Below are 17,645 nucleotides of genomic sequence, written 5' to 3'. Positions count from 1 at the left end.
TTTTTGTTTGACGGCTATCACAATTCAGTTGTGGGTGGCCGCAAAATTCGCACATTCCGATAAAATGAGTATCTGAATGTTTCCAACTGGTTACTCACCGCCCATTCTGGGGCGGTGAACTTTACTCGCTTTACTTATTAATTACGAGCTTTAAAAAAACTCAGTTAACAGGCAGATTGCAGGCGAGATGCGTCGATGTGAAACAGGCGGGCAAAGTTATCGGTGGTGATCTGCGCCAGTTCTTCAACGGCAACACCTTTCAAGACAGCCATGTACTCTGCGACATCACGAACCATTGCCGGTTGGTTCTCTTTTCCACGATGCGGCACCGGCGCAAGGTAGGGAGAATCGGTCTCAACTAACAAACGGTCCAGAGGTACATAGCGTGCAGCATCGCGTAGTTGTTCGGCGTTACGGAACGTGACGATGCCAGAGAAGGAAATATAGAATCCGAGATCCAGCAATTTGCCCGCAGTTTCCCTGTCCTCTGTAAAACAGTGTAGTACGCCGCCACAATCCGTCACTTTTTCTTCGCGCAGAATCGACAGCGTATCCGCTCGCGCATCGCGGGTATGAACAATCACCGGTTTCTGTAACTCGCGACCAATCTGGATGTGGTGAATGAATGATTCCTGCTGGCGAACCTTCGTTTCTGGCGTATAAAAATAGTCCAGCCCGGTTTCGCCCATCGCCACCACGCCCTCCTCGGCGGCAAAACGACGCAGCTCTTCAACATCATATGGCTCATCCTGATTTAACGGATGCACGCCACAGGAGAAAACCACATTGTCACGCACACCAACCAGTTCACGCATGCTGCGGTATCCTGGTAACGTGGTCGCAACGGCAAGACAGAACTTCACATCACGCGCGGCCGCTTTCGCCAGCACGTCATCCACGTTCTTATGCAAAGATTGATAATCCAGGCCATCAAGATGGCAGTGTGAGTCGACTAAAAACATAATGTCTCTCTCAAATATGGGGAACAGGCAGCACAGTGCCTGGTTGCAGATAATGCTCTATGCGGAGGATAAGATCGGTTAATACCAGCTCACGGTTTACGCCCGTCACATTTAGCAACTGCTGACGGCAATGACAAACATCACCAAGTATTGCCTGTATCTGTGCGGCAGTGAAGCGTTCAGCGATTGATGATATCAATGCCAGAGCATCGGGATTAGTCAGATGGGAAACACCATATGGACGTTTAAGAGCATCCGTAAGCAGCGTCGCCAGCCAGTGTAAGCGGACAGCAGCCTGCTCATGATTTAGCACGGCCATCAGCATATACCAGTCGCCAGAGTGCAATGTATTGGCCAGTGCCGCACAGAAATCAGTACGGTGCGTCCAGCTTTCTGCCTGTAACAGCGCTAATGCCGCACCAGGCGAGCCTGCGCTCAAGCGTAATGCGCTAAGAAGTGCATCCTGTGAGGCCGTCACCTCACGGGCAAGCCAGGAAATTGCGTACGATTCTGCCGGGGGAGCAAGGTGATGCAAGCGACAACGGCTACGTAATGTAGCCAATAAACGTGCAGGTTCCGTACTGGCGAGGAAAAACCAGGTCTGTGCCGGTGGCTCTTCCAGAGTCTTCAACAGAGCGTTGGCAGCGGCATCGGTCAACTGGGCTGCATCAGGGATCCACACCACCTTCGCACCACTCAAACGAGAATGCTCATACAGTTTCTCACTGACTTCGCGAACCGCATCAACGCCCAGTGTACTTTTGCCTTTTTCCGGGAGCAGCGAATAGTAGTCAGGATGTGTTCCCGCCTGCATCAACTGGCATCCGCGACAGTGTCCACAGCTTTTATGACCTTCAGGTTGCTGGCACATCAGATAGCGGCTGAGGGCGTAAATCAGCGCGTCATCCCCCATGCCTGGTAACGCCTGAATCAGTAACGCATGGTGACCACGACCCGCCTGATAACTGGCTACCAGTTTTTCAAAATCCGGTCGTAACCATGGATACCATTTCATGCGCCCTGCTCCTGCACCCAGTGGGTGATGGTATTACGGATATCACTCATCACAGCCTCAAGGGGTTGCGTCGCATCAATAGTCCGAATACTGGAATCTTTAGCGGCCAGTTCAAGGTAGCGGGCACGCGTGCGATTGAAGAAATCAAACGATTCCTGTTCAATGCGATCCAGTTCGCCACGAGCGCGGGCACGTTTTAAACCTACCTCGGGTGTCACATCCAGATAAATTGTCAGGTCAGGGCGAAAATCCCCCAGTACCGCATCACGCAACGTTGCCAGCATAGTCTGGTCAATTCCGCGTCCGCCGCCCTGATAAGCCTGGGTCGACAGATCATGACGATCGCCAATCACCCAACTGCCTTTTGCCAGCGCAGGTTTAATAACGGTTTCCACCAGTTGTACGCGTGCGGCGTAAAACATCAGGACTTCCGCTTTATCGGTAATAATCTCATCACCGACCGATTTGATGTCCAGCACCAGACTTCTTAATTTCTCTGCGAGCTGGGTGCCGCCTGGCTCGCGGGTAAAAACCATGTCGCGAATACCGAGTTGCTCAAGTGTCTCCACTACCACATCGCGCGCAGTGGTTTTTCCGGCGCCTTCCAGGCCCTCAATGACGATGTAATTACTGCCCATTTTTTTCCTTAAGCACTTTCAGATAATCCTGTACCGACCGGTTGTGGCTGGCAAGATTAGTGTTAAACGTGTGACCACCTTTTCCATCAGCCACAAAATAGAGATACGGCGTTTTTGCCGGATGTGCAGCAGCCTGCAACGAGGCTTCTCCAGGCATGGCAATCGGACCCGGTGGCAGCCCCGTAATGGTATAGGTGTTATAGGCGGTCGGGGTTTCTAAATCCACACGCGACAATTTGCCATTATAACGTGTCCCCATCCCGTAAATCACGGTTGGATCGGTCTGCAGACGCATGCCAATACGTAACCGGTTTATAAATACCGAGGCTACCTGGTCGCGCTCACTGGCAACCGCCGTTTCTTTTTCAATGATAGAGGCCATCGTCACCAGTTGATTTTTATCTTTGTAAGGCAGACCTTCAGCACGACCTTCCCAGACGGTATCCACAGCCTTAACCATTTTTTGATACGCGCGTTTCAACAGCGCGACATCTGTGGTATTGGCGGTATACATCCAGGTATCAGGCCAGAACCAACCTTCCACCCACTCAGGGTTTTCCAGTTTCAACGCCTTAGCAACGGTCTCGTAGTTATCATCGCTGAGCGTATGTTTAATAAATGGCGCATCACGCAGTTGTTTGAGGTAATCGCTCAGGCGCATCCCCTCTACCAGACGTAGCGGGAACTGCGCTTCTTTACCGCTTTCCAGCAGTTTCAGCATATCCCGCACGGTCATGTCAGGTGTAAAGCGATAGGTTCCCGCTTTAAAATGCGAAAGATCCGGCTCAATACGCAACAACCACTGAAACACGCGCGGACGATTGATAACCTTGTCTGCATACAACTGTTCGCCTAACGCCAGTCGACCAGTGCCGGCTTTAAGCGTAAAAATCGTTTCTTCTTTGATCAATAATTTACTATCCGCCAGATGGCGAACTTTCCACATTCCCACTCCCGCGGCAATGCCCAGCACAACCAGTAATAAAACGACAACGAGTAACAATTTTTTCATGACTAATTTGGGTGCTCACAAAGTGGGGCTAAAAAATCGAATAATAAACGTGAAGACAACTGTATGTCGCCACATGCACGCACGGGAATAACAGGCATTAACGCATTGCAAATGATCATCTCATCAGCCTGCATAACCTCCTCCTTCCGGGCATTTACTTCGACAATCTGGAAAGGAGATTGTGCCAGCACTCGCATACAGAATTGTCGCATAATGCCATCTACACCTGCCTGATCCAGGCGGGGAGTGTAAACCACATTATCTTTACGCCAGAATAAATTAGCCGCACAGCATTCCGTAACCCATCCCTCGCTGTCAAGGACCAGAGCCTCATCGGCGTTTGTCTGCTCAAGATGAGACCTAATCAGCACCTGTTCCAGACGGTTTAGGTGCTTCAGTCCGGCAAGCATTGGATTGCGCCCCAGACGGACGGGGCTTAACGCGAGGGTGATTCCTTGCTCTCGCCAGCAATCATAATGTGCAGGCCAGGCAGAAACAGAGAGGATACGGCTGGCACTATGGCAGTTGGCGCCACTGTAGCCTCGACCTCCGCTGCCACGACTGATGATCACCTTCAATACACCACGGGCATGGGCCACTGCTAACATTTCCATTTCCCGTTGCAGTTCGGGCCATTTCTCGAAGGAGATCAGCAATTTTTGGCAGGTGTCTTGTAAACGCTGGAGATGCGCCGCAAGGAGGCTAACTTTACCGTCGATAATTCGCGCCGTGGTGAAACAGCCATCACCAAACTGCGTCGCCCGATCGCTCGCAGCCAGCATATCCTGCTGACAGCCATTAATTAAGAACATGGTGGCTCCTTATTCGTGGTCCGCTAGTTTGGCAGGATGAGTAACCCAGGACAAGGATAGAAAATCGAATAAAAAAAGGTCCGACAAGCGGACCTTTTTTTCATCTGGCAAGGACGCTAACGCATCACCTGCAGGCACTTAGATCTTTTTAAAGATCAAGGAACCGTTGGTACCACCGAAACCAAAGGAGTTACAGAGCGCATATTCCATACCGCTAACCTGACGCGCTTCGTGCGGCACGAAGTCCAGGTCACAACCTTCATCCGGGTTATCCAGGTTGATGGTTGGTGGAACAACCTGATCGCGCAGCGTCAGAATAGAGAAAATTGACTCTACAGCACCCGCCGCACCTAACAGGTGTCCGGTCATGGATTTGGTCGAACTGACCATTACGCTACGTGCAGCATCGCCAAAGACAGATTTTACTGCCTGGGTTTCAGCTTTATCGCCTGCCGGTGTGGATGTGCCATGTGCGTTAACATAGGCAATCTGACCAGGTTCAATAGCCGCATCACGCAATGCGTTAACCATCGCCAGTGCAGCACCTGCACCGTTTTCCGGTGGTGACGTCATATGGTAAGCATCGCTGCTCATCCCAAAGCCGACCACTTCAGCATAAATTTTTGCGCCGCGCGCTTTTGCATGCTCGTACTCTTCGAGTACAACCATGCCCGCACCGTCACCCAGCACAAATCCGTCACGCTCTTTGTCCCACGGACGGCTCGCCGCTTGCGGGTTATCATTACGCGTAGACAGCGCACGTGCTGCGCCAAAACCACCGACACCCAGCGGCGTACTGGCTTTTTCTGCACCACCCGCGACCATCGCGTCTGCGTCGCCGTATGCAATGATACGTGCAGCATGACCGATGTTATGCACGCCTGAAGTACAGGCGGTCGCGATAGAGATGCTTGGTCCTTGCAGACCATACATGATGGTCAGATGACCAGCCACCATGTTAACAATCGTCGACGGAACGAAGAACGGGCTAATCTTACGCGGTCCACCGTTTACCAGTGAGGTATGGTTTTCTTCGATAAGACCGAGACCGCCAATACCGGAGCCAATAGCGGCGCCAATACGGTGAGCGTTCTCTTCCGTAATCTCGAGGCCAGAATCCTGCATGGCCTGAACGCCAGCGACAATTCCATATTGAATGAAGGCATCCATCTTGCGCTGTTCTTTGCGCGAGATAATGTCATCACAGTTAAAATCCTTTACTAAGCCAGCAAATTTCGTTGCATAGGCGCTAGTATCGAAATGGTCGATCAGGCTGATGCCACTCTGACCGGCAAGGAGAGCTTTCCAGGTAGACTCTACGGTATTGCCGACAGGAGACAACATGCCCAGTCCGGTCACAACTACACGACGCTTAGACACGGTTGTCCTCCAGGGAGGGAAAAATGATTCAAGTGGGATAAAAAGATAAAACTCAGGCGGTCGAATGACCGCCTGGAGATGTTCACTTACGCCTGGTGGCCGTTGATGTAATCAATGGCAGCCTGAACGGTAGTGATTTTCTCAGCTTCTTCGTCCGGAATCTCAGTATCAAACTCTTCTTCCAGGGCCATTACCAGCTCAACGGTGTCAAGAGAATCCGCGCCCAGGTCTTCAACGAAGGAAGCATTGTTGGTAACTTCTTCCTGCTTAACGCCCAGCTGTTCGCCGATAATTTTCTTAACGCGTTCTTCGATAGTGCTCATACTCTTAAATTTCCTATCAAAACTCGCTTTCGCGATGGTTTTCGTAGTGTATAAAATGTTGAAAAATTTGCAACTAAATCCCGGCAGTTCTTACCACGATTTTACGTTATTTTGAGGCTAATCCCTAGAATAACGCAAATCTTTTTCATCGTGGTTAAACCATGTACATCCCGCCGTTGACGTGCAAAGTCTCACCAGTGATGTAACTTGCTTCGTCAGAAGCTAAAAATGCAACCGCACTGGCAATTTCCTGAGCGCCACCAAGGCGACCCGCAGGAACCTGTGCCAGAATACCCGCACGCTGATCATCAGACAGCGCACGCGTCATGTCCGTTTCAATAAAGCCCGGAGCAACAACGTTTACAGTAATACCACGGGACGCAACTTCACGCGCCAATGATTTACTGAAGCCGATCAGACCCGCTTTCGCCGCAGCGTAGTTAGCCTGACCCGCATTTCCCATGGTACCAACCACAGAACCGATAGTGATAATACGACCATGACGCTTTTTCATCATAGCGCGCATTACCGCTTTTGACAGACGGAAAACAGATGACAGGTTGGTTTCGATGATATCGTTCCACTCGTCATCTTTCATGCGCATTAACAGGTTATCACGAGTAATCCCGGCATTATTGACCAGAATATCGACTTCACCAAATTCTGCGCGGATATTTCCCAGAACAGATTCGATAGATGCAGGATCGGTCACATTCAACATCAGACCCTTACCGTTTGCACCTAAGTAATCGCTAATGGCCTGCGCACCACTTTCGCTGGTTGCAGTACCGATAACTTTCGCGCCACGGGCAACAAGTGTTTCAGCAATTGCGCGGCCAATGCCACGGCTTGCACCGGTTACCAGCGCGATTTTTCCTTCAAAACTCATGATATTCCTCTTTTATTGCGAAAGTGCCGCAGACAGCGCCGCCGGCTCATTCAGTGCCGAAGCCGTCAGGGTGTCAACAATACGTTTCGTCAGGCCGGTGAGGACTTTACCCGGGCCAACTTCATACAGGTGTTCTACGCCCTGGGATGCCATAAACTCAACAGTTTTGGTCCACTGAACTGGGCTATATAACTGACGAACAAGCGCGTCGCGGATGGCATCTGCTGTTGTTTCGCATTTCACGTCAACGTTGTTAACAACCGGTACAGTCGGTGCGTTGAAAGTGATTTTCTGCAGCTCAACGGCCAGTTTATCAGCCGCAGGCTTCATTAGCGCACAGTGAGATGGCACGCTAACCGGCAACGGCAGTGCACGCTTAGCGCCAGCAGCTTTACAGGCGGCACCTGCACGTTCAACAGCTTCTTTATGCCCGGCAATAACCACCTGACCCGGTGAGTTAAAGTTTACCGGAGAAACGACCTGACCGTCGGCTGACTCTTCACACGCTTTCGCAATGGATGCGTCATCCAGACCGATGATAGCAGACATGCCGCCAGTGCCTTCCGGTACAGCTTCCTGCATGAATTTACCACGCAGTTCAACCAGACGTACGGCATCAGCAAAATTGATGACACCCGCACACACCAGTGCAGAGTATTCACCCAGGCTATGCCCTGCCATCAGTGCAGGCGTTTTACCGCCCTGCTGCTGCCAAACGCGATACAGCGCGACAGAGGCGGTTAACAGTGCCGGCTGTGTCTGCCAGGTTTTATTCAGTTCTTCCGCCGGCCCCTGTTGAGTCAGTGCCCATAAATCATAGCCCAGCGCTGCTGAAGCTTCAGCGAAAGTTTCTTCTACGCATGGGTAAGCTGCTGCCATTTCAGACAACATCCCAACGGTTTGAGAACCCTGTCCCGGGAACACAAATGCAAATTGCGTCATGATTAAATCCTTATACTAGAAACGAACCAGCGCGGAGCCCCAGGTGAATCCACCACCAAAGGCCTCAAGCAATATCAGTTGCCCTGCTTTAATGCGCCCGTCACGGACAGCTTCGTCCAGTGCGCACGGTACGGAAGCAGCGGACGTATTGCCATGTCTGTCCAGCGTTACCACGACATTATCCATCGACATACCCAGCTTTTTCGCTGTTGCGCTGATAATGCGGAGGTTTGCCTGATGTGGTACCAGCCAGTCCAGCGCAGAACGGTCAAGATTATTTGCTTCCAGCGTTTCATCAACGATGTGAGCAAGCTCGGTAACTGCGACTTTAAATACTTCGTTACCCGCCATCGTCAGATGAATCGAGTTTTCCGGGTTCACACGATCGGCATTAGGCAGCGTCAGCAGTTCTCCGTAACGCCCATCAGCATGCAGATGTGTAGAGAGGATGCCTGGCTCTTCTGAGGCGCTCAGTACCACTGCGCCCGCACCATCACCAAAAATGATGATCGTCCCACGATCGGTTGGATCGCAAGTACGCGCCAGCACATCAGAACCGACTACCAGAGCGTGTTTCACCGCGCCTGACTTAACATATTGATCGGCAACGCTCAGCGCGTAGGTAAAGCCAGCGCAAGCCGCAGCGACATCAAACGCCGGGCAGCCTTTAATTCCCAGCATACTTTGAATCTGGCACGCTGCACTTGGAAATGCGTGTGTTGATGACGTGGTAGCTACCACGATCAAACCAATTTGTTCTTTATCGATGCCGGCCATTTCAATAGCGCGGTTTGCGGCGGCAAAGCCCATCGTCGCAACTGTTTCGTTTGGCCCTGCAATATGGCGTTCACGGATACCTGTACGAGTGACGATCCACTCATCAGATGTCTCGACCATTTTTTCCAAATCGGCGTTAGTACGCACTTGTTCAGGCAGATAGCTGCCGGTACCAATAATCTTCGTATACATGTACGCTCAGTCACTTTTTGGTTATATACCGCCACGAGCAAATCACTGGTACGTTGACTTCATTCACGACCACACTGTTATCTGTGCACCCGCGAATTTGTGCTTTCGTCACCGTCCAGCAGTTCGAATCCAGCTGGGTATACCGATTCCAGGCGAGCGGCAATTCGCTGAGGAACTTGTCGCTGCACCGCCTGCACTGCCTGTTCTATCGCGACTTCAAATGCTCGCTGATTGGCCGCACCATGACTTTTAATCACCGTGCCGCGTAATCCTAACAGACAGGCGCCATTATACTGGTCGGGGTTGAGGTGACTGAATCGCCTCGTCAGGCTTTTTTGTAACCAACGTTTTAATAACAGCAGCCACCACGACCGTTTTTTGCCCTCACCCTGAGACTTCAGCAGTGAAAGGAACATTCTTACAACACCTTCCATCGTCTTTAATGTGACATTACCTGTAAAGCCGTCACAAACCAGCACATCAGTTTTGCCGGTCAGCAACTCATTGGCTTCAAGATAGCCGATATAGTTGATAGAAGGGATTGTTTTTAGCACAGCAGAAGCGTCCCGAATGCTATCGAGACCCTTGGTTTCTTCTTCGCCAATGTTGAGCAATGCGACCCGAGGATTGGCAATCCCAACCACCTCTTCTGCCAACACGGAACCCATGACGGCAAATTGCACCAACATATTACTGTCGCAATCCACGTTGGCACCTAAATCCAGTACCACCGTTTTGCCCTTTTGCTGATGAGGTAATACCGTCACCAGCGCAGGACGCTCAATCCCCTCAAGGGGTTTGAGTAATAACTTCGCAAGTCCCATAAGTGCGCCCGTATTACCGGCGCTCACACAGGCTTGTGCTCGACCTTCTTTCACGAGCTCCAGGGCAACACGCATTGAGCTTCCACGACTGGCGCGGATAGCCTGCGAGGGCCGGGCATCACTGGCAATAACTGACTGAGCAGGAATCATCTGCAGACGTGAACGTTGTTCGAAGTCAGCTTTGGCAAGTAATGGCGTGATTGTATCGGGATCCCCGACTAAAAGAAGTGTGAGTTGCGAATTAGAATTCAGTGCCTGCAGTGCTGCAGGCACTGTCACGGTAGGGCCAAAATCTCCCCCCATGACATCTAACGCCAGGGTTAGACGTGTCAAGGTATCGTCGCTGCCCGGTTAGGTGTTTCCCCAGTTACCCGGGGAAAGCCTCACTAAGCTTCATCACGCTTGTACTCTTCATCTTTCTCACAGAAGTGCGAAGTCCGTCGAGCAATAGCGTGATTACTTAGCGATTACCTTACGGCCACGGTAGAAACCGTCGGCAGTGATGTGGTGACGCAGGTGTTGTTCACCAGAAGTTTTGTCTACAGACAGGCTGGTGACTGCGGTCAGAGCGTCATGAGAACGACGCATGCCACGTTTGGAACGGGTTGGTTTATTCTGTTGTACGGCCATGGACCTTACTCCTCAATTACTTACGCTTTAAGCTGGCTAATACGGCAAATGGGTTTGGTTTTTGCGCTTCATCAGGCAATTCGCCAAAGACCATGTCCGCCTCGGACACTTCACAGTGTTCAGAATCATGCACCGGAACTACCGGCAAGGAGAGGATAATCTCATCTTCAACCATTGCAAGCAGATCGATTTCACCGAATTCGTTAACCTCAATCGGCTCATACGCTTCCGGGAGTGCTTCAGCCTGCTCGTCTGAACGGACAGGACTAAAACAATATGTTGTGTGAACATGAAGTGGGAACGGTTTCCCGCAACGCTGACATTCGAGCGTAACCGATACCTTTGCATCGCCGGTTATAACCGCAAGGCGTTGGTTGTCGATCGCGAACGACATGGAGCATTCCACATCACTGTCCACACTGACTACAGAATCGGCGACGCGCTCAACCAGATCAGAAGTATAGATACCTTCATAATCGAGGCGTTTTTGAGCCGTACGAACCGGATCAAGAGTCAGGGGTAATTTTACCTTTTGCATAGGGCGCGCATATTAACTTTGTAACGTCATATAGTCAAAGAAAAAGGCAGCCTGAGGTTGCCTTTTGCCAATAATTCGCACACATTGCGGGTCATCGACTTAAAATCGATCAAGACAAGCCATCGCAGCCAGCTTGAAGGACGAAGTCCATAGTTTAAAATGGCTCTCATCATTACGCTATATGCGGGGGAAAAAATATGCCTCAACTGATTCTTGCGTCTACCTCTCCCTGGCGTCGCGCATTGCTCGAAAAACTGGCTATCCCATTCGAATGTGCAGCACCTGAGGTTGATGAAACACCGTTACCCGGCGAAACACCTCGACATCTGGTATTACGTCTGGCACAGGAGAAAGCGCAATCCCTTGCCCACCGTTTTTCTTCGCACCTGATTATTGGTTCAGATCAGATTTGTGTGCTTGATGGAGAAATAACCGGAAAGCCGTTAACAGAAGAAAAAGCGAGACAACAATTAGCTAAAGCCAGTGGCAATATTGTCACTTTTTATACCGGGCTGGCACTTTATAATTCCGCGAACGGACATTTACAAACCGAAGTCGAACCGTTTGATGTCCACTTTCGTCATTTAAGCGAAACAGAAATAGAAGATTATGTGCGCAAAGAGCGTCCGCTACATTGTGCCGGAAGTTTTAAAAGTGAAGGGCTAGGTATTGCTCTATTCGAGCGTCTGGAAGGTCGCGACCCTAACACGCTGATTGGTCTGCCTCTGATAGCGCTGTGCCAGATGTTGCGCCGGGAAGAAATGAACCCACTGAAGGCCTAGTTGACGGGCCGGATGACGCTAAAGCGTCTTATCAGGCCCACAACGAAACACTCCCCACAGGCCTGATAAGCAAAGCTCTATCAGGCTTTATTACGTAACACCTCAAGGCAGCGTTTCAGCTGTTTATCCATCGGCGCTTCAATTCTCATAACTTCACCAGTGCCCGGATGGGTAAACTTCAATGCTGCAGCGTGCAGAAAGAGTCGGGACAACCCCGTGCCAGCCAATTGTTTATCGAACTCACGGTCGCCATAGCGATCGTCAAACGCAATCGGATGCCCTGCATGCTGTGTATGTACACGAATCTGGTGCGTACGCCCGGTCACAGGGCTACAGCGTACAAGAGTGGCAAACGCATAACGCTCCTCTACTTTAAAGCGCGTTTCCGATGGCTTGCCTTCCTGATTAACTCGCACAATACGCTCACCGCTTTGTAAAATATTCTTTAACAGCGGTGCCTGCACGGCTTTGACATGCGACTGCCACTGACCTCTTACCAGCGCCAGATAGTCTTTCTGCATCCCTTTTTCCCGCAGTTGCTCATGCAGCGAACGCAACGCTGAACGCTTTTTGGCAACCAACAGCACGCCTGAGGTATCACGGTCGAGGCGATGCACCAGCTCGAGGAAACGCGCTTCGGGACGTAGCGCACGTAAGCCTTCAATCACGCCAAAACTTAACCCACTGCCGCCATGCACAGCAGTGCCTGAGGGCTTGTTGAGCACCAGAATATGGTCATCTTCATATAAAATGACATCAGTAAGCGCCGCAACTTTTTGCAGATGCGGTGAAATAGCTTCTTCTTCACGCGCAGCCACGCGCACAGGTGGTATACGCACAATATCCCCGTCTTCGAGCTTATATTCGGGTTTGATGCGTTTTTTGTTCACCCGCACTTCGCCTTTACGCAAAATGCGATAAATCATACTTTTCGGCACACCTTTGAGCTGGGTGCGTAAAAAGTTGTCGATGCGTTGCCCTGCTTCATCGGCAGTAATGGCAACTATTTTTACGGCTGGAGTCTCTGTTTTCATGGGGGCCGATTTTAAATAGCCATCAAGATTCGCGCCACACATTTTTCTATGCTTATATTAACTGCTATACCCTATTACTTAAGTTTGACAGTTCCAATTTGATGGTTATTAAACCAATCACTCTGCGGAAGTGTAAAAACTGTGAGTAACCGGGTGATAAATGGCAAAAGTCATCTTGCTATAACAAGGTTAGCAGTGGAATAATGTGGTCGTCTCCGTGTTGAATCTTGTTAAAACAAGAACTTTTCCGGAATGACCCAATTTTGCCCGACCGATCATCAACGCAGCAATGGCGTAAGACGTATTGATCTTTCAGGCAGTTAGCGGGCTGCGGGTTGCAGTCCTTACCGGTAAAAGGAAGCTTCTCTGGAGAGTTTTCCCAGACTGTTCCCCTGATAATTGCGCTGTGTTTCCGTATGAAATACAGGCAACCGACACTCTGCGCCTCTTTGAGCTGACGATAACCGTGAGGTTGGCGACGCGAATAGACACGAGGCCATCGGTTCACACCCGGAAAGGCATTACTCTGCCCGCAGCTTAGTCGTCAATGTAAGAATAATGAGTAAGTTACGATGAAAAGAATGTTAATTAACGCAACTCAGCAGGAAGAGTTGCGTGTCGCCCTTGTAGATGGGCAGCGTCTGTACGATCTGGATATCGAAAGTCCTGGACACGAGCAGAAAAAAGCAAACATCTATAAAGGCAAAATTACCCGTATTGAACCGAGCCTGGAAGCTGCTTTTGTTGATTACGGCGCTGAACGTCACGGTTTCCTCCCGTTAAAAGAAATTGCCCGCGAATACTTTCCCGCAAACTACAACTCCCATGGTCGTCCAAACATTAAAGATGTGTTGCGCGAAGGCCAGGAAGTAATTGTTCAGATTGATAAAGAAGAACGCGGCAATAAAGGTGCTGCGCTGACCACTTTTATCAGTCTGGCTGGCAGCTATCTGGTTCTGATGCCGAATAACCCGCGCGCGGGTGGTATCTCTCGTCGCATTGAAGGCGATGACCGTACCGAATTAAAAGAAGCGCTGGCAAGCCTGGAACTACCTGATGGTATGGGGCTTATCGTGCGTACCGCAGGCGTCGGCAAATCCGCCGAAGCGCTGCAGTGGGACCTGAGTTTCCGCCTGAAACACTGGGAAGCGATTCAAAAAGCAGCTGAAAGCCGCCCTGCTCCGTTCCTGATCCACCAGGAAAGCAACGTAATTGTTCGCGCATTCCGCGACTATTTACGTCAGGATATTGGTGAAATTCTCATCGATAACCCGAAAGTGATGGAGATGGCACGTCAGCATATCGCTGCGTTAGGTCGTCCGGATTTCAGCAGCAAGATTAAGCTCTACACCGGTGAAATTCCGCTGTTCAGCCATTATCAAATCGAGTCTCAGATTGAATCTGCATTCCAGCGTGAAGTCCGCCTGCCTTCCGGTGGTTCTATCGTTATTGATAGCACCGAAGCACTGACCGCCATCGACATCAACTCCGCACGCGCAACACGCGGTGGAGATATCGAAGAGACCGCATTTAACACCAACCTCGAAGCCGCCGATGAGATTGCTCGTCAGTTACGTCTGCGCGACCTGGGCGGTCTGATCGTCATCGACTTCATCGATATGACTCCGGTTCGTCACCAGCGTGCGGTAGAAAACCGTCTGCGTGAAGCCGTACGTCAGGATAGAGCTCGTATTCAGATCAGCCATATTTCCCGTTTCGGCCTGCTGGAGATGTCTCGCCAGCGTCTGAGTCCGTCACTGGGTGAATCCAGTCATCACGTATGCCCGCGCTGTAGCGGCACTGGCACCGTGCGTGATAACGAATCGCTGTCACTCTCTATTTTGCGTCTGATTGAAGAAGAAGCGCTGAAAGAGAATACTCAGGAAGTTCACGCAATTGTTCCTGTGCCAATTGCGTCTTACCTGCTCAACGAAAAACGCACTGCGGTCAATGCCATTGAAACCCGCCAGAACGGCGTGCGCTGTGTGATCGTGCCAAACGATCAGATGGAAACCCCGCACTATTCCGTACTGCGCGTGCGTAAAGGGGAAGAGACTCCAACCCTGAGTTACCTGCTGCCGAAACTGCACGAAGAAGCGATGGCATTGCCGACAGAAGAAGAATATGTCGAGCGTAAACAGCCTGAACAACCGGCACTTGCGACCTTCGCAATGCCAGATGTTCCGCCTGCGCCTGCTCTGCAGGAGCCAGCCGTTAAAGCGGCTACCGCACCAAAAGCCACGGCAACCGCAACTGAATCTGCACAGCCTGGTTTGTTTAGCCGTTTCCTCGGCGCGCTGAAGTCTATCTTCGGTGGCAATGACGAAGTGAAACCTGTTGAGCAACCAGCTCCGAAAGCTGAAGAGAAATCCGAACGCCAGCAGGATCGTCGCAAACCACGTCAAAACAATCGTCGCGACCGTAACGATCGCCGTGATAATCGCGATAACCGTGGCGATCGTGATAACCGCAATGAGCGCGCTGAAAGCAGCGAGAACCGTGATGAAAATCGCCGTAACCGTCGCCAGGCGCAGCAGCAAAATGCTGAAACACGTGATAACCGCCAGCAGTCTAACGATGCCGCTGACAAAGCGAAATCAGGTGACGAGCAGCAGGCTCCGCGCCGTGAACGCAATCGCCGTCGTAACGACGATAAACGTCAGGCACAGCAGGAAGTTAAAGAACTGAATCTGGCTGAACAACCGGCACAGGACACGGAACAGGAAGAGCGCGTACGCCAGCCTCAGACCCGCCGTAAACAGCGTCAGTTAAACCAGAAAGTCCGTTTCACTGATAGTGCGCCGGTCGAAGCTGAAGTGGTTGCCGCAGCGATAGCTGCTGAAGCCCCAGTTGTTCAGCAGGTTGCGCCAGTTGTACCAGCCCAACGTACCGAACTGGCGAAAGTTGATTTGCCAGCTGTCGTTGCACCGGAGCAGGAAGACAACAGCGAAGCGCGCGATTCCAACGGTATGCCGCGTCGTTCCCGCCGTTCTCCTCGCCATCTGCGTGTAAGCGGACAACGTCGCCGTCGTTATCGTGACGAGCGTTACCCGGTTCAGTCACCGATGCCGTTAACTGTTGCATGTGCTTCTCCGGAATTAGCGTCCGGTAAAGTGTGGATCAGCTACCCTGTCGCGCGTCCTCAGGATATGCATGTTGAAGAGCAGCGCGAGCAGGAAGTTACACCTGTCCAACCGGTTGTCGCTGAACAGCAAGCCATTGCTGCTGTCGTTGAAACCGTAGCTGAACCTGTGGTTGAAGCAGTAGCGGAAGCACCGGTTGTGACTGAAGCCATTGTTGCTGAACCTCAGGCTACCGTTGTTGAAACTACGCATCCTGAAGTTATTGCTGCGCCGGTCGAGGAACAACCGCAGATCATCGCTGAATCCGACGAACCTGTTGCTGAAAAAATTGCTTCAGAAGCCGAACCTGTTACAGAAGTCGCTGAAGTGGCTGAAACGCCAGTTGTCGAAGAGCCTGTTGAAGTCGCGGTCTCCCAGCCAGAAGTGGTTGAAGAGACTGTTGATGAAACACCGGTTGCGCAAGCACCAAAAGATGACGTTGACGTTATTGCCCCCGTCGTGGTGGCTGAAGAAACCGCTACAGCAAGCGCTCCTGCTACTGTGGAAATCCTGGCGGCCCACAGCCATGCAACCGCACCAATGACCCGCGCACCTGCACCGGAATATGTGCCGGAAGCGCCGCGTCAAAGCGACTGGCAGCGCCCTGCTTTCGCCTTTGATGGTAAAGGTGCAGCAGGCGGGCATAGCGCCACACATCAGGCCACAGCGCCAGCAACGCGCCCACAGCCTGTTGAGTAAGACATAATCGTCACAAAAGCCGACCTTCGGGTCGGCTTTTTTATATCTCGTCTACGCGCTTCATTCCCGCCAGTCGTGGCATTACATCCTTCATCAGCGCCAAAAATTTACGCAATCGGGTAGGATAATAGCGCGCCCAGGGGTATACCAAATGAACCGGCAGTGACGCTGCATGCCAGTCTGGTAACAGCTCTACCAGGCGCCCATGAACAATATCCTCTTCTACCATCCAACTTGAAACAATCGCCACTCCCAGCCCTGCAAGGGCTGCATTTCTTGCAACATAAATACTGTCCGTGCTTAACCTGGGAGAAATATTTACCGTAAAGGGTTCATTGTTCTGTTGGTGAAGCAACGACACGCTACGTTGATAAAATGTGCTTAGCGCGATCCAGGGCAGCGATGATAACTGCTCAGGATGCGTAATCTCGTGATACTGCATCAGCAGTTTCGGACTGATCACCATGCTACGGGGAACTTCAGCCAGTAATACCGAGACCGTTGCCGGATCGACCTCGGCCCCGACTCTGATGGCGCAATCTATATTATCGCTGAGAAAATCAACCGTTTTGTCATTGAGCATCCACTCCACCGAGAGCTGCGGGTAGCGTGAAAGAAACTGTAATAGCGGCTCAAGGAGCTGCTGCTGGCCGAACGCATGTGGTGCCCGTACCCGAAGCGTACCTACCGGGTCGTCTTCCTTAACATTGAGACCATCTTCCAGCGCCAGCCAGGCATCAATAATATGCCTGGCGTGATGATATCCACGCTCACCGTCATCAGTTAATTTCATCGCATGAGTGGTGCGTAAAATCAGTTTAACGCCCAGCAATGTTTCAAGAGACTGCAGCCTCCGGCTTATAGTCGCCTGGGTTGTACCCATCTGTTTTGCCGCCGAAGATAGCGATCCCGCTTCAACGATACGTACAAATGTCCGCATCAGCTCAACCCTGTCTATACGTTCTGTTTTAATCATTCCCGCAGTCACCATACGCCAAACGTATAACTGTTTTACCACCACACTCGCTACCGAACCACCCACTGAAAGATAAAAATAGCCGTACATCTTGTGAT

At 51.2% G+C, this 17,645-nt stretch carries 17 protein-coding genes; 2 read left to right on the top strand and 15 right to left on the bottom strand.

Annotation, left to right across the window (positions count from 1 at the left end):
• Positions 1 to 164: 164 nt before the first annotated feature.
• From OGY01_RS21755 to yceD, 13 genes are all read right to left on the bottom strand, one after another.
• Positions 165 to 962: a metal-dependent hydrolase gene (locus OGY01_RS21755; RefSeq protein WP_225760765.1), complete on the bottom strand. Its 798-nt coding sequence runs from the start codon at positions 960 to 962 to the stop codon at positions 165 to 167.
• 10 nt (positions 963 to 972) lie between these two features.
• Positions 973 to 1,977, bottom strand: coding sequence for a DNA polymerase III subunit delta' (holB, locus tag OGY01_RS21750; RefSeq protein WP_045441728.1), 1,005 nt, complete (start codon positions 1,975 to 1,977; stop codon positions 973 to 975).
• Positions 1,974 to 2,615 carry a dTMP kinase gene (tmk, locus tag OGY01_RS21745; protein WP_045441726.1) on the bottom strand — a complete coding sequence of 214 codons (642 nt, stop codon included), beginning with the start codon at positions 2,613 to 2,615 and terminating at the stop codon, positions 1,974 to 1,976. The genes holB and tmk overlap by 4 nt, the downstream gene beginning before the upstream one ends.
• Positions 2,605 to 3,627 carry a cell division protein YceG gene (gene yceG / locus OGY01_RS21740; RefSeq protein WP_048221652.1) on the bottom strand — a complete coding sequence of 341 codons (1,023 nt, stop codon included), beginning with the start codon at positions 3,625 to 3,627 and terminating at the stop codon, positions 2,605 to 2,607. Before yceG ends, tmk begins: the two co-directional genes overlap by 11 nt.
• A gap of 2 nt (positions 3,628 to 3,629) precedes the next feature.
• A complete protein-coding gene (pabC, locus tag OGY01_RS21735) occupies positions 3,630 to 4,439 on the bottom strand; it encodes an aminodeoxychorismate lyase (protein ID WP_048221653.1) in 810 nt (269 codons plus the stop codon).
• 138 nt (positions 4,440 to 4,577) lie between these two features.
• On the bottom strand, positions 4,578 to 5,819 hold the full coding sequence (gene fabF / locus OGY01_RS21730; RefSeq protein ID WP_286493687.1) for a beta-ketoacyl-ACP synthase II: 1,242 nt from the start codon (positions 5,817 to 5,819) through the stop codon (positions 4,578 to 4,580).
• An 86-nt stretch (positions 5,820 to 5,905) separates the two neighbouring features.
• Positions 5,906 to 6,142: an acyl carrier protein gene (acpP, locus tag OGY01_RS21725; protein WP_000103754.1), complete on the bottom strand. Its 237-nt coding sequence runs from the start codon at positions 6,140 to 6,142 to the stop codon at positions 5,906 to 5,908.
• 154 nt (positions 6,143 to 6,296) lie between these two features.
• Complete coding sequence (gene fabG, locus OGY01_RS21720) at positions 6,297 to 7,031, bottom strand: 3-oxoacyl-ACP reductase FabG (RefSeq protein ID WP_005129017.1); 735 nt, start codon at positions 7,029 to 7,031, stop codon at positions 6,297 to 6,299.
• A gap of 12 nt (positions 7,032 to 7,043) precedes the next feature.
• Positions 7,044 to 7,973, bottom strand: a complete 930-nt coding sequence (gene fabD, locus OGY01_RS21715; RefSeq protein ID WP_045441712.1) for an ACP S-malonyltransferase — start codon at positions 7,971 to 7,973, stop codon at positions 7,044 to 7,046.
• Between the two features lie 15 nt (positions 7,974 to 7,988).
• Positions 7,989 to 8,942 carry a beta-ketoacyl-ACP synthase III gene (fabH, locus tag OGY01_RS21710; protein ID WP_045441710.1) on the bottom strand — a complete coding sequence of 318 codons (954 nt, stop codon included), beginning with the start codon at positions 8,940 to 8,942 and terminating at the stop codon, positions 7,989 to 7,991.
• Between the two features lie 77 nt (positions 8,943 to 9,019).
• Positions 9,020 to 10,099 (bottom strand): phosphate acyltransferase PlsX, encoded by a 1,080-nt coding sequence (plsX, locus tag OGY01_RS21705; RefSeq protein ID WP_071828916.1) that lies wholly within the window; start codon positions 10,097 to 10,099, stop codon positions 9,020 to 9,022.
• Positions 10,100 to 10,222: 123 nt separating this feature from the next.
• Positions 10,223 to 10,396, bottom strand: coding sequence for a 50S ribosomal protein L32 (rpmF, locus tag OGY01_RS21700; RefSeq protein ID WP_003036242.1), 174 nt, complete (start codon positions 10,394 to 10,396; stop codon positions 10,223 to 10,225).
• A gap of 16 nt (positions 10,397 to 10,412) precedes the next feature.
• Entirely contained in the window at positions 10,413 to 10,934 is a 522-nt protein-coding gene (gene yceD / locus OGY01_RS21695; protein ID WP_003036239.1) for a 23S rRNA accumulation protein YceD, read from the bottom strand.
• 197 nt (positions 10,935 to 11,131) lie between these two features.
• Here yceD and OGY01_RS21690 point away from each other — a divergent pair, with 197 nt between their 5' ends.
• Positions 11,132 to 11,716: a Maf family protein gene (locus OGY01_RS21690; RefSeq protein WP_200011879.1), complete on the top strand. Its 585-nt coding sequence runs from the start codon at positions 11,132 to 11,134 to the stop codon at positions 11,714 to 11,716.
• A gap of 80 nt (positions 11,717 to 11,796) precedes the next feature.
• Here the strand turns inward: OGY01_RS21690 and rluC are convergent, their stop codons facing one another.
• Positions 11,797 to 12,750 carry a 23S rRNA pseudouridine(955/2504/2580) synthase RluC gene (gene rluC / locus OGY01_RS21685; protein WP_286493686.1) on the bottom strand — a complete coding sequence of 318 codons (954 nt, stop codon included), beginning with the start codon at positions 12,748 to 12,750 and terminating at the stop codon, positions 11,797 to 11,799.
• A 572-nt stretch (positions 12,751 to 13,322) separates the two neighbouring features.
• Here rluC and rne point away from each other — a divergent pair.
• Positions 13,323 to 16,571 carry a ribonuclease E gene (gene rne, locus OGY01_RS21680; protein ID WP_286493682.1) on the top strand — a complete coding sequence of 1,083 codons (3,249 nt, stop codon included), beginning with the start codon at positions 13,323 to 13,325 and terminating at the stop codon, positions 16,569 to 16,571.
• A 40-nt stretch (positions 16,572 to 16,611) separates the two neighbouring features.
• Here the strand turns inward: rne and OGY01_RS21675 are convergent, their stop codons facing one another.
• Complete coding sequence (locus tag OGY01_RS21675) at positions 16,612 to 17,637, bottom strand: LysR family transcriptional regulator (RefSeq protein ID WP_200011885.1); 1,026 nt, start codon at positions 17,635 to 17,637, stop codon at positions 16,612 to 16,614.
• Between the last annotated feature and the right edge of the window lie 8 nt (positions 17,638 to 17,645).

It is taken from the genome of Citrobacter sp. Cm038 (assembly GCF_030333105.1).
Classification (GTDB): domain Bacteria; phylum Pseudomonadota; class Gammaproteobacteria; order Enterobacterales; family Enterobacteriaceae; genus Citrobacter; species Citrobacter murliniae.
Note: the sequence above shows the minus strand (reverse complement) of the source record. Positions and strands in the feature narration are given on the sequence as shown.

Excerpts from the sequence above, each read along its gene's own strand:
- yceG (WP_048221652.1), bottom strand. The coding sequence starts at position 3,627 with ATGAAAAAATTGTTACTCGTTGTCGTTTTATTACTGGTTGTGCTGGGC.
- rne (WP_286493682.1), top strand. The coding sequence starts at position 13,323 with ATGAAAAGAATGTTAATTAACGCAACTCAGCAGGAAGAGTTGCGTGTC.
- OGY01_RS21755 (WP_225760765.1), bottom strand. The coding sequence starts at position 962 with ATGTTTTTAGTCGACTCACACTGCCATCTTGATGGCCTGGATTATCAA.
- fabH (WP_045441710.1), bottom strand. The coding sequence starts at position 8,942 with ATGTATACGAAGATTATTGGTACCGGCAGCTATCTGCCTGAACAAGTG.
- rpmF (WP_003036242.1), bottom strand. The coding sequence starts at position 10,396 with ATGGCCGTACAACAGAATAAACCAACCCGTTCCAAACGTGGCATGCGT.
- holB (WP_045441728.1), bottom strand. The coding sequence starts at position 1,977 with ATGAAATGGTATCCATGGTTACGACCGGATTTTGAAAAACTGGTAGCC.
- tmk (WP_045441726.1), bottom strand. The coding sequence starts at position 2,615 with ATGGGCAGTAATTACATCGTCATTGAGGGCCTGGAAGGCGCCGGAAAA.
- OGY01_RS21690 (WP_200011879.1), top strand. The coding sequence starts at position 11,132 with ATGCCTCAACTGATTCTTGCGTCTACCTCTCCCTGGCGTCGCGCATTG.
- rluC (WP_286493686.1), bottom strand. The coding sequence starts at position 12,750 with ATGAAAACAGAGACTCCAGCCGTAAAAATAGTTGCCATTACTGCCGAT.
- acpP (WP_000103754.1), bottom strand. The coding sequence starts at position 6,142 with ATGAGCACTATCGAAGAACGCGTTAAGAAAATTATCGGCGAACAGCTG.
- yceD (WP_003036239.1), bottom strand. The coding sequence starts at position 10,934 with ATGCAAAAGGTAAAATTACCCCTGACTCTTGATCCGGTTCGTACGGCT.
- OGY01_RS21675 (WP_200011885.1), bottom strand. The coding sequence starts at position 17,637 with ATGTACGGCTATTTTTATCTTTCAGTGGGTGGTTCGGTAGCGAGTGTG.
- fabD (WP_045441712.1), bottom strand. The coding sequence starts at position 7,973 with ATGACGCAATTTGCATTTGTGTTCCCGGGACAGGGTTCTCAAACCGTT.
- pabC (WP_048221653.1), bottom strand. The coding sequence starts at position 4,439 with ATGTTCTTAATTAATGGCTGTCAGCAGGATATGCTGGCTGCGAGCGAT.
- fabG (WP_005129017.1), bottom strand. The coding sequence starts at position 7,031 with ATGAGTTTTGAAGGAAAAATCGCGCTGGTAACCGGTGCAAGCCGTGGC.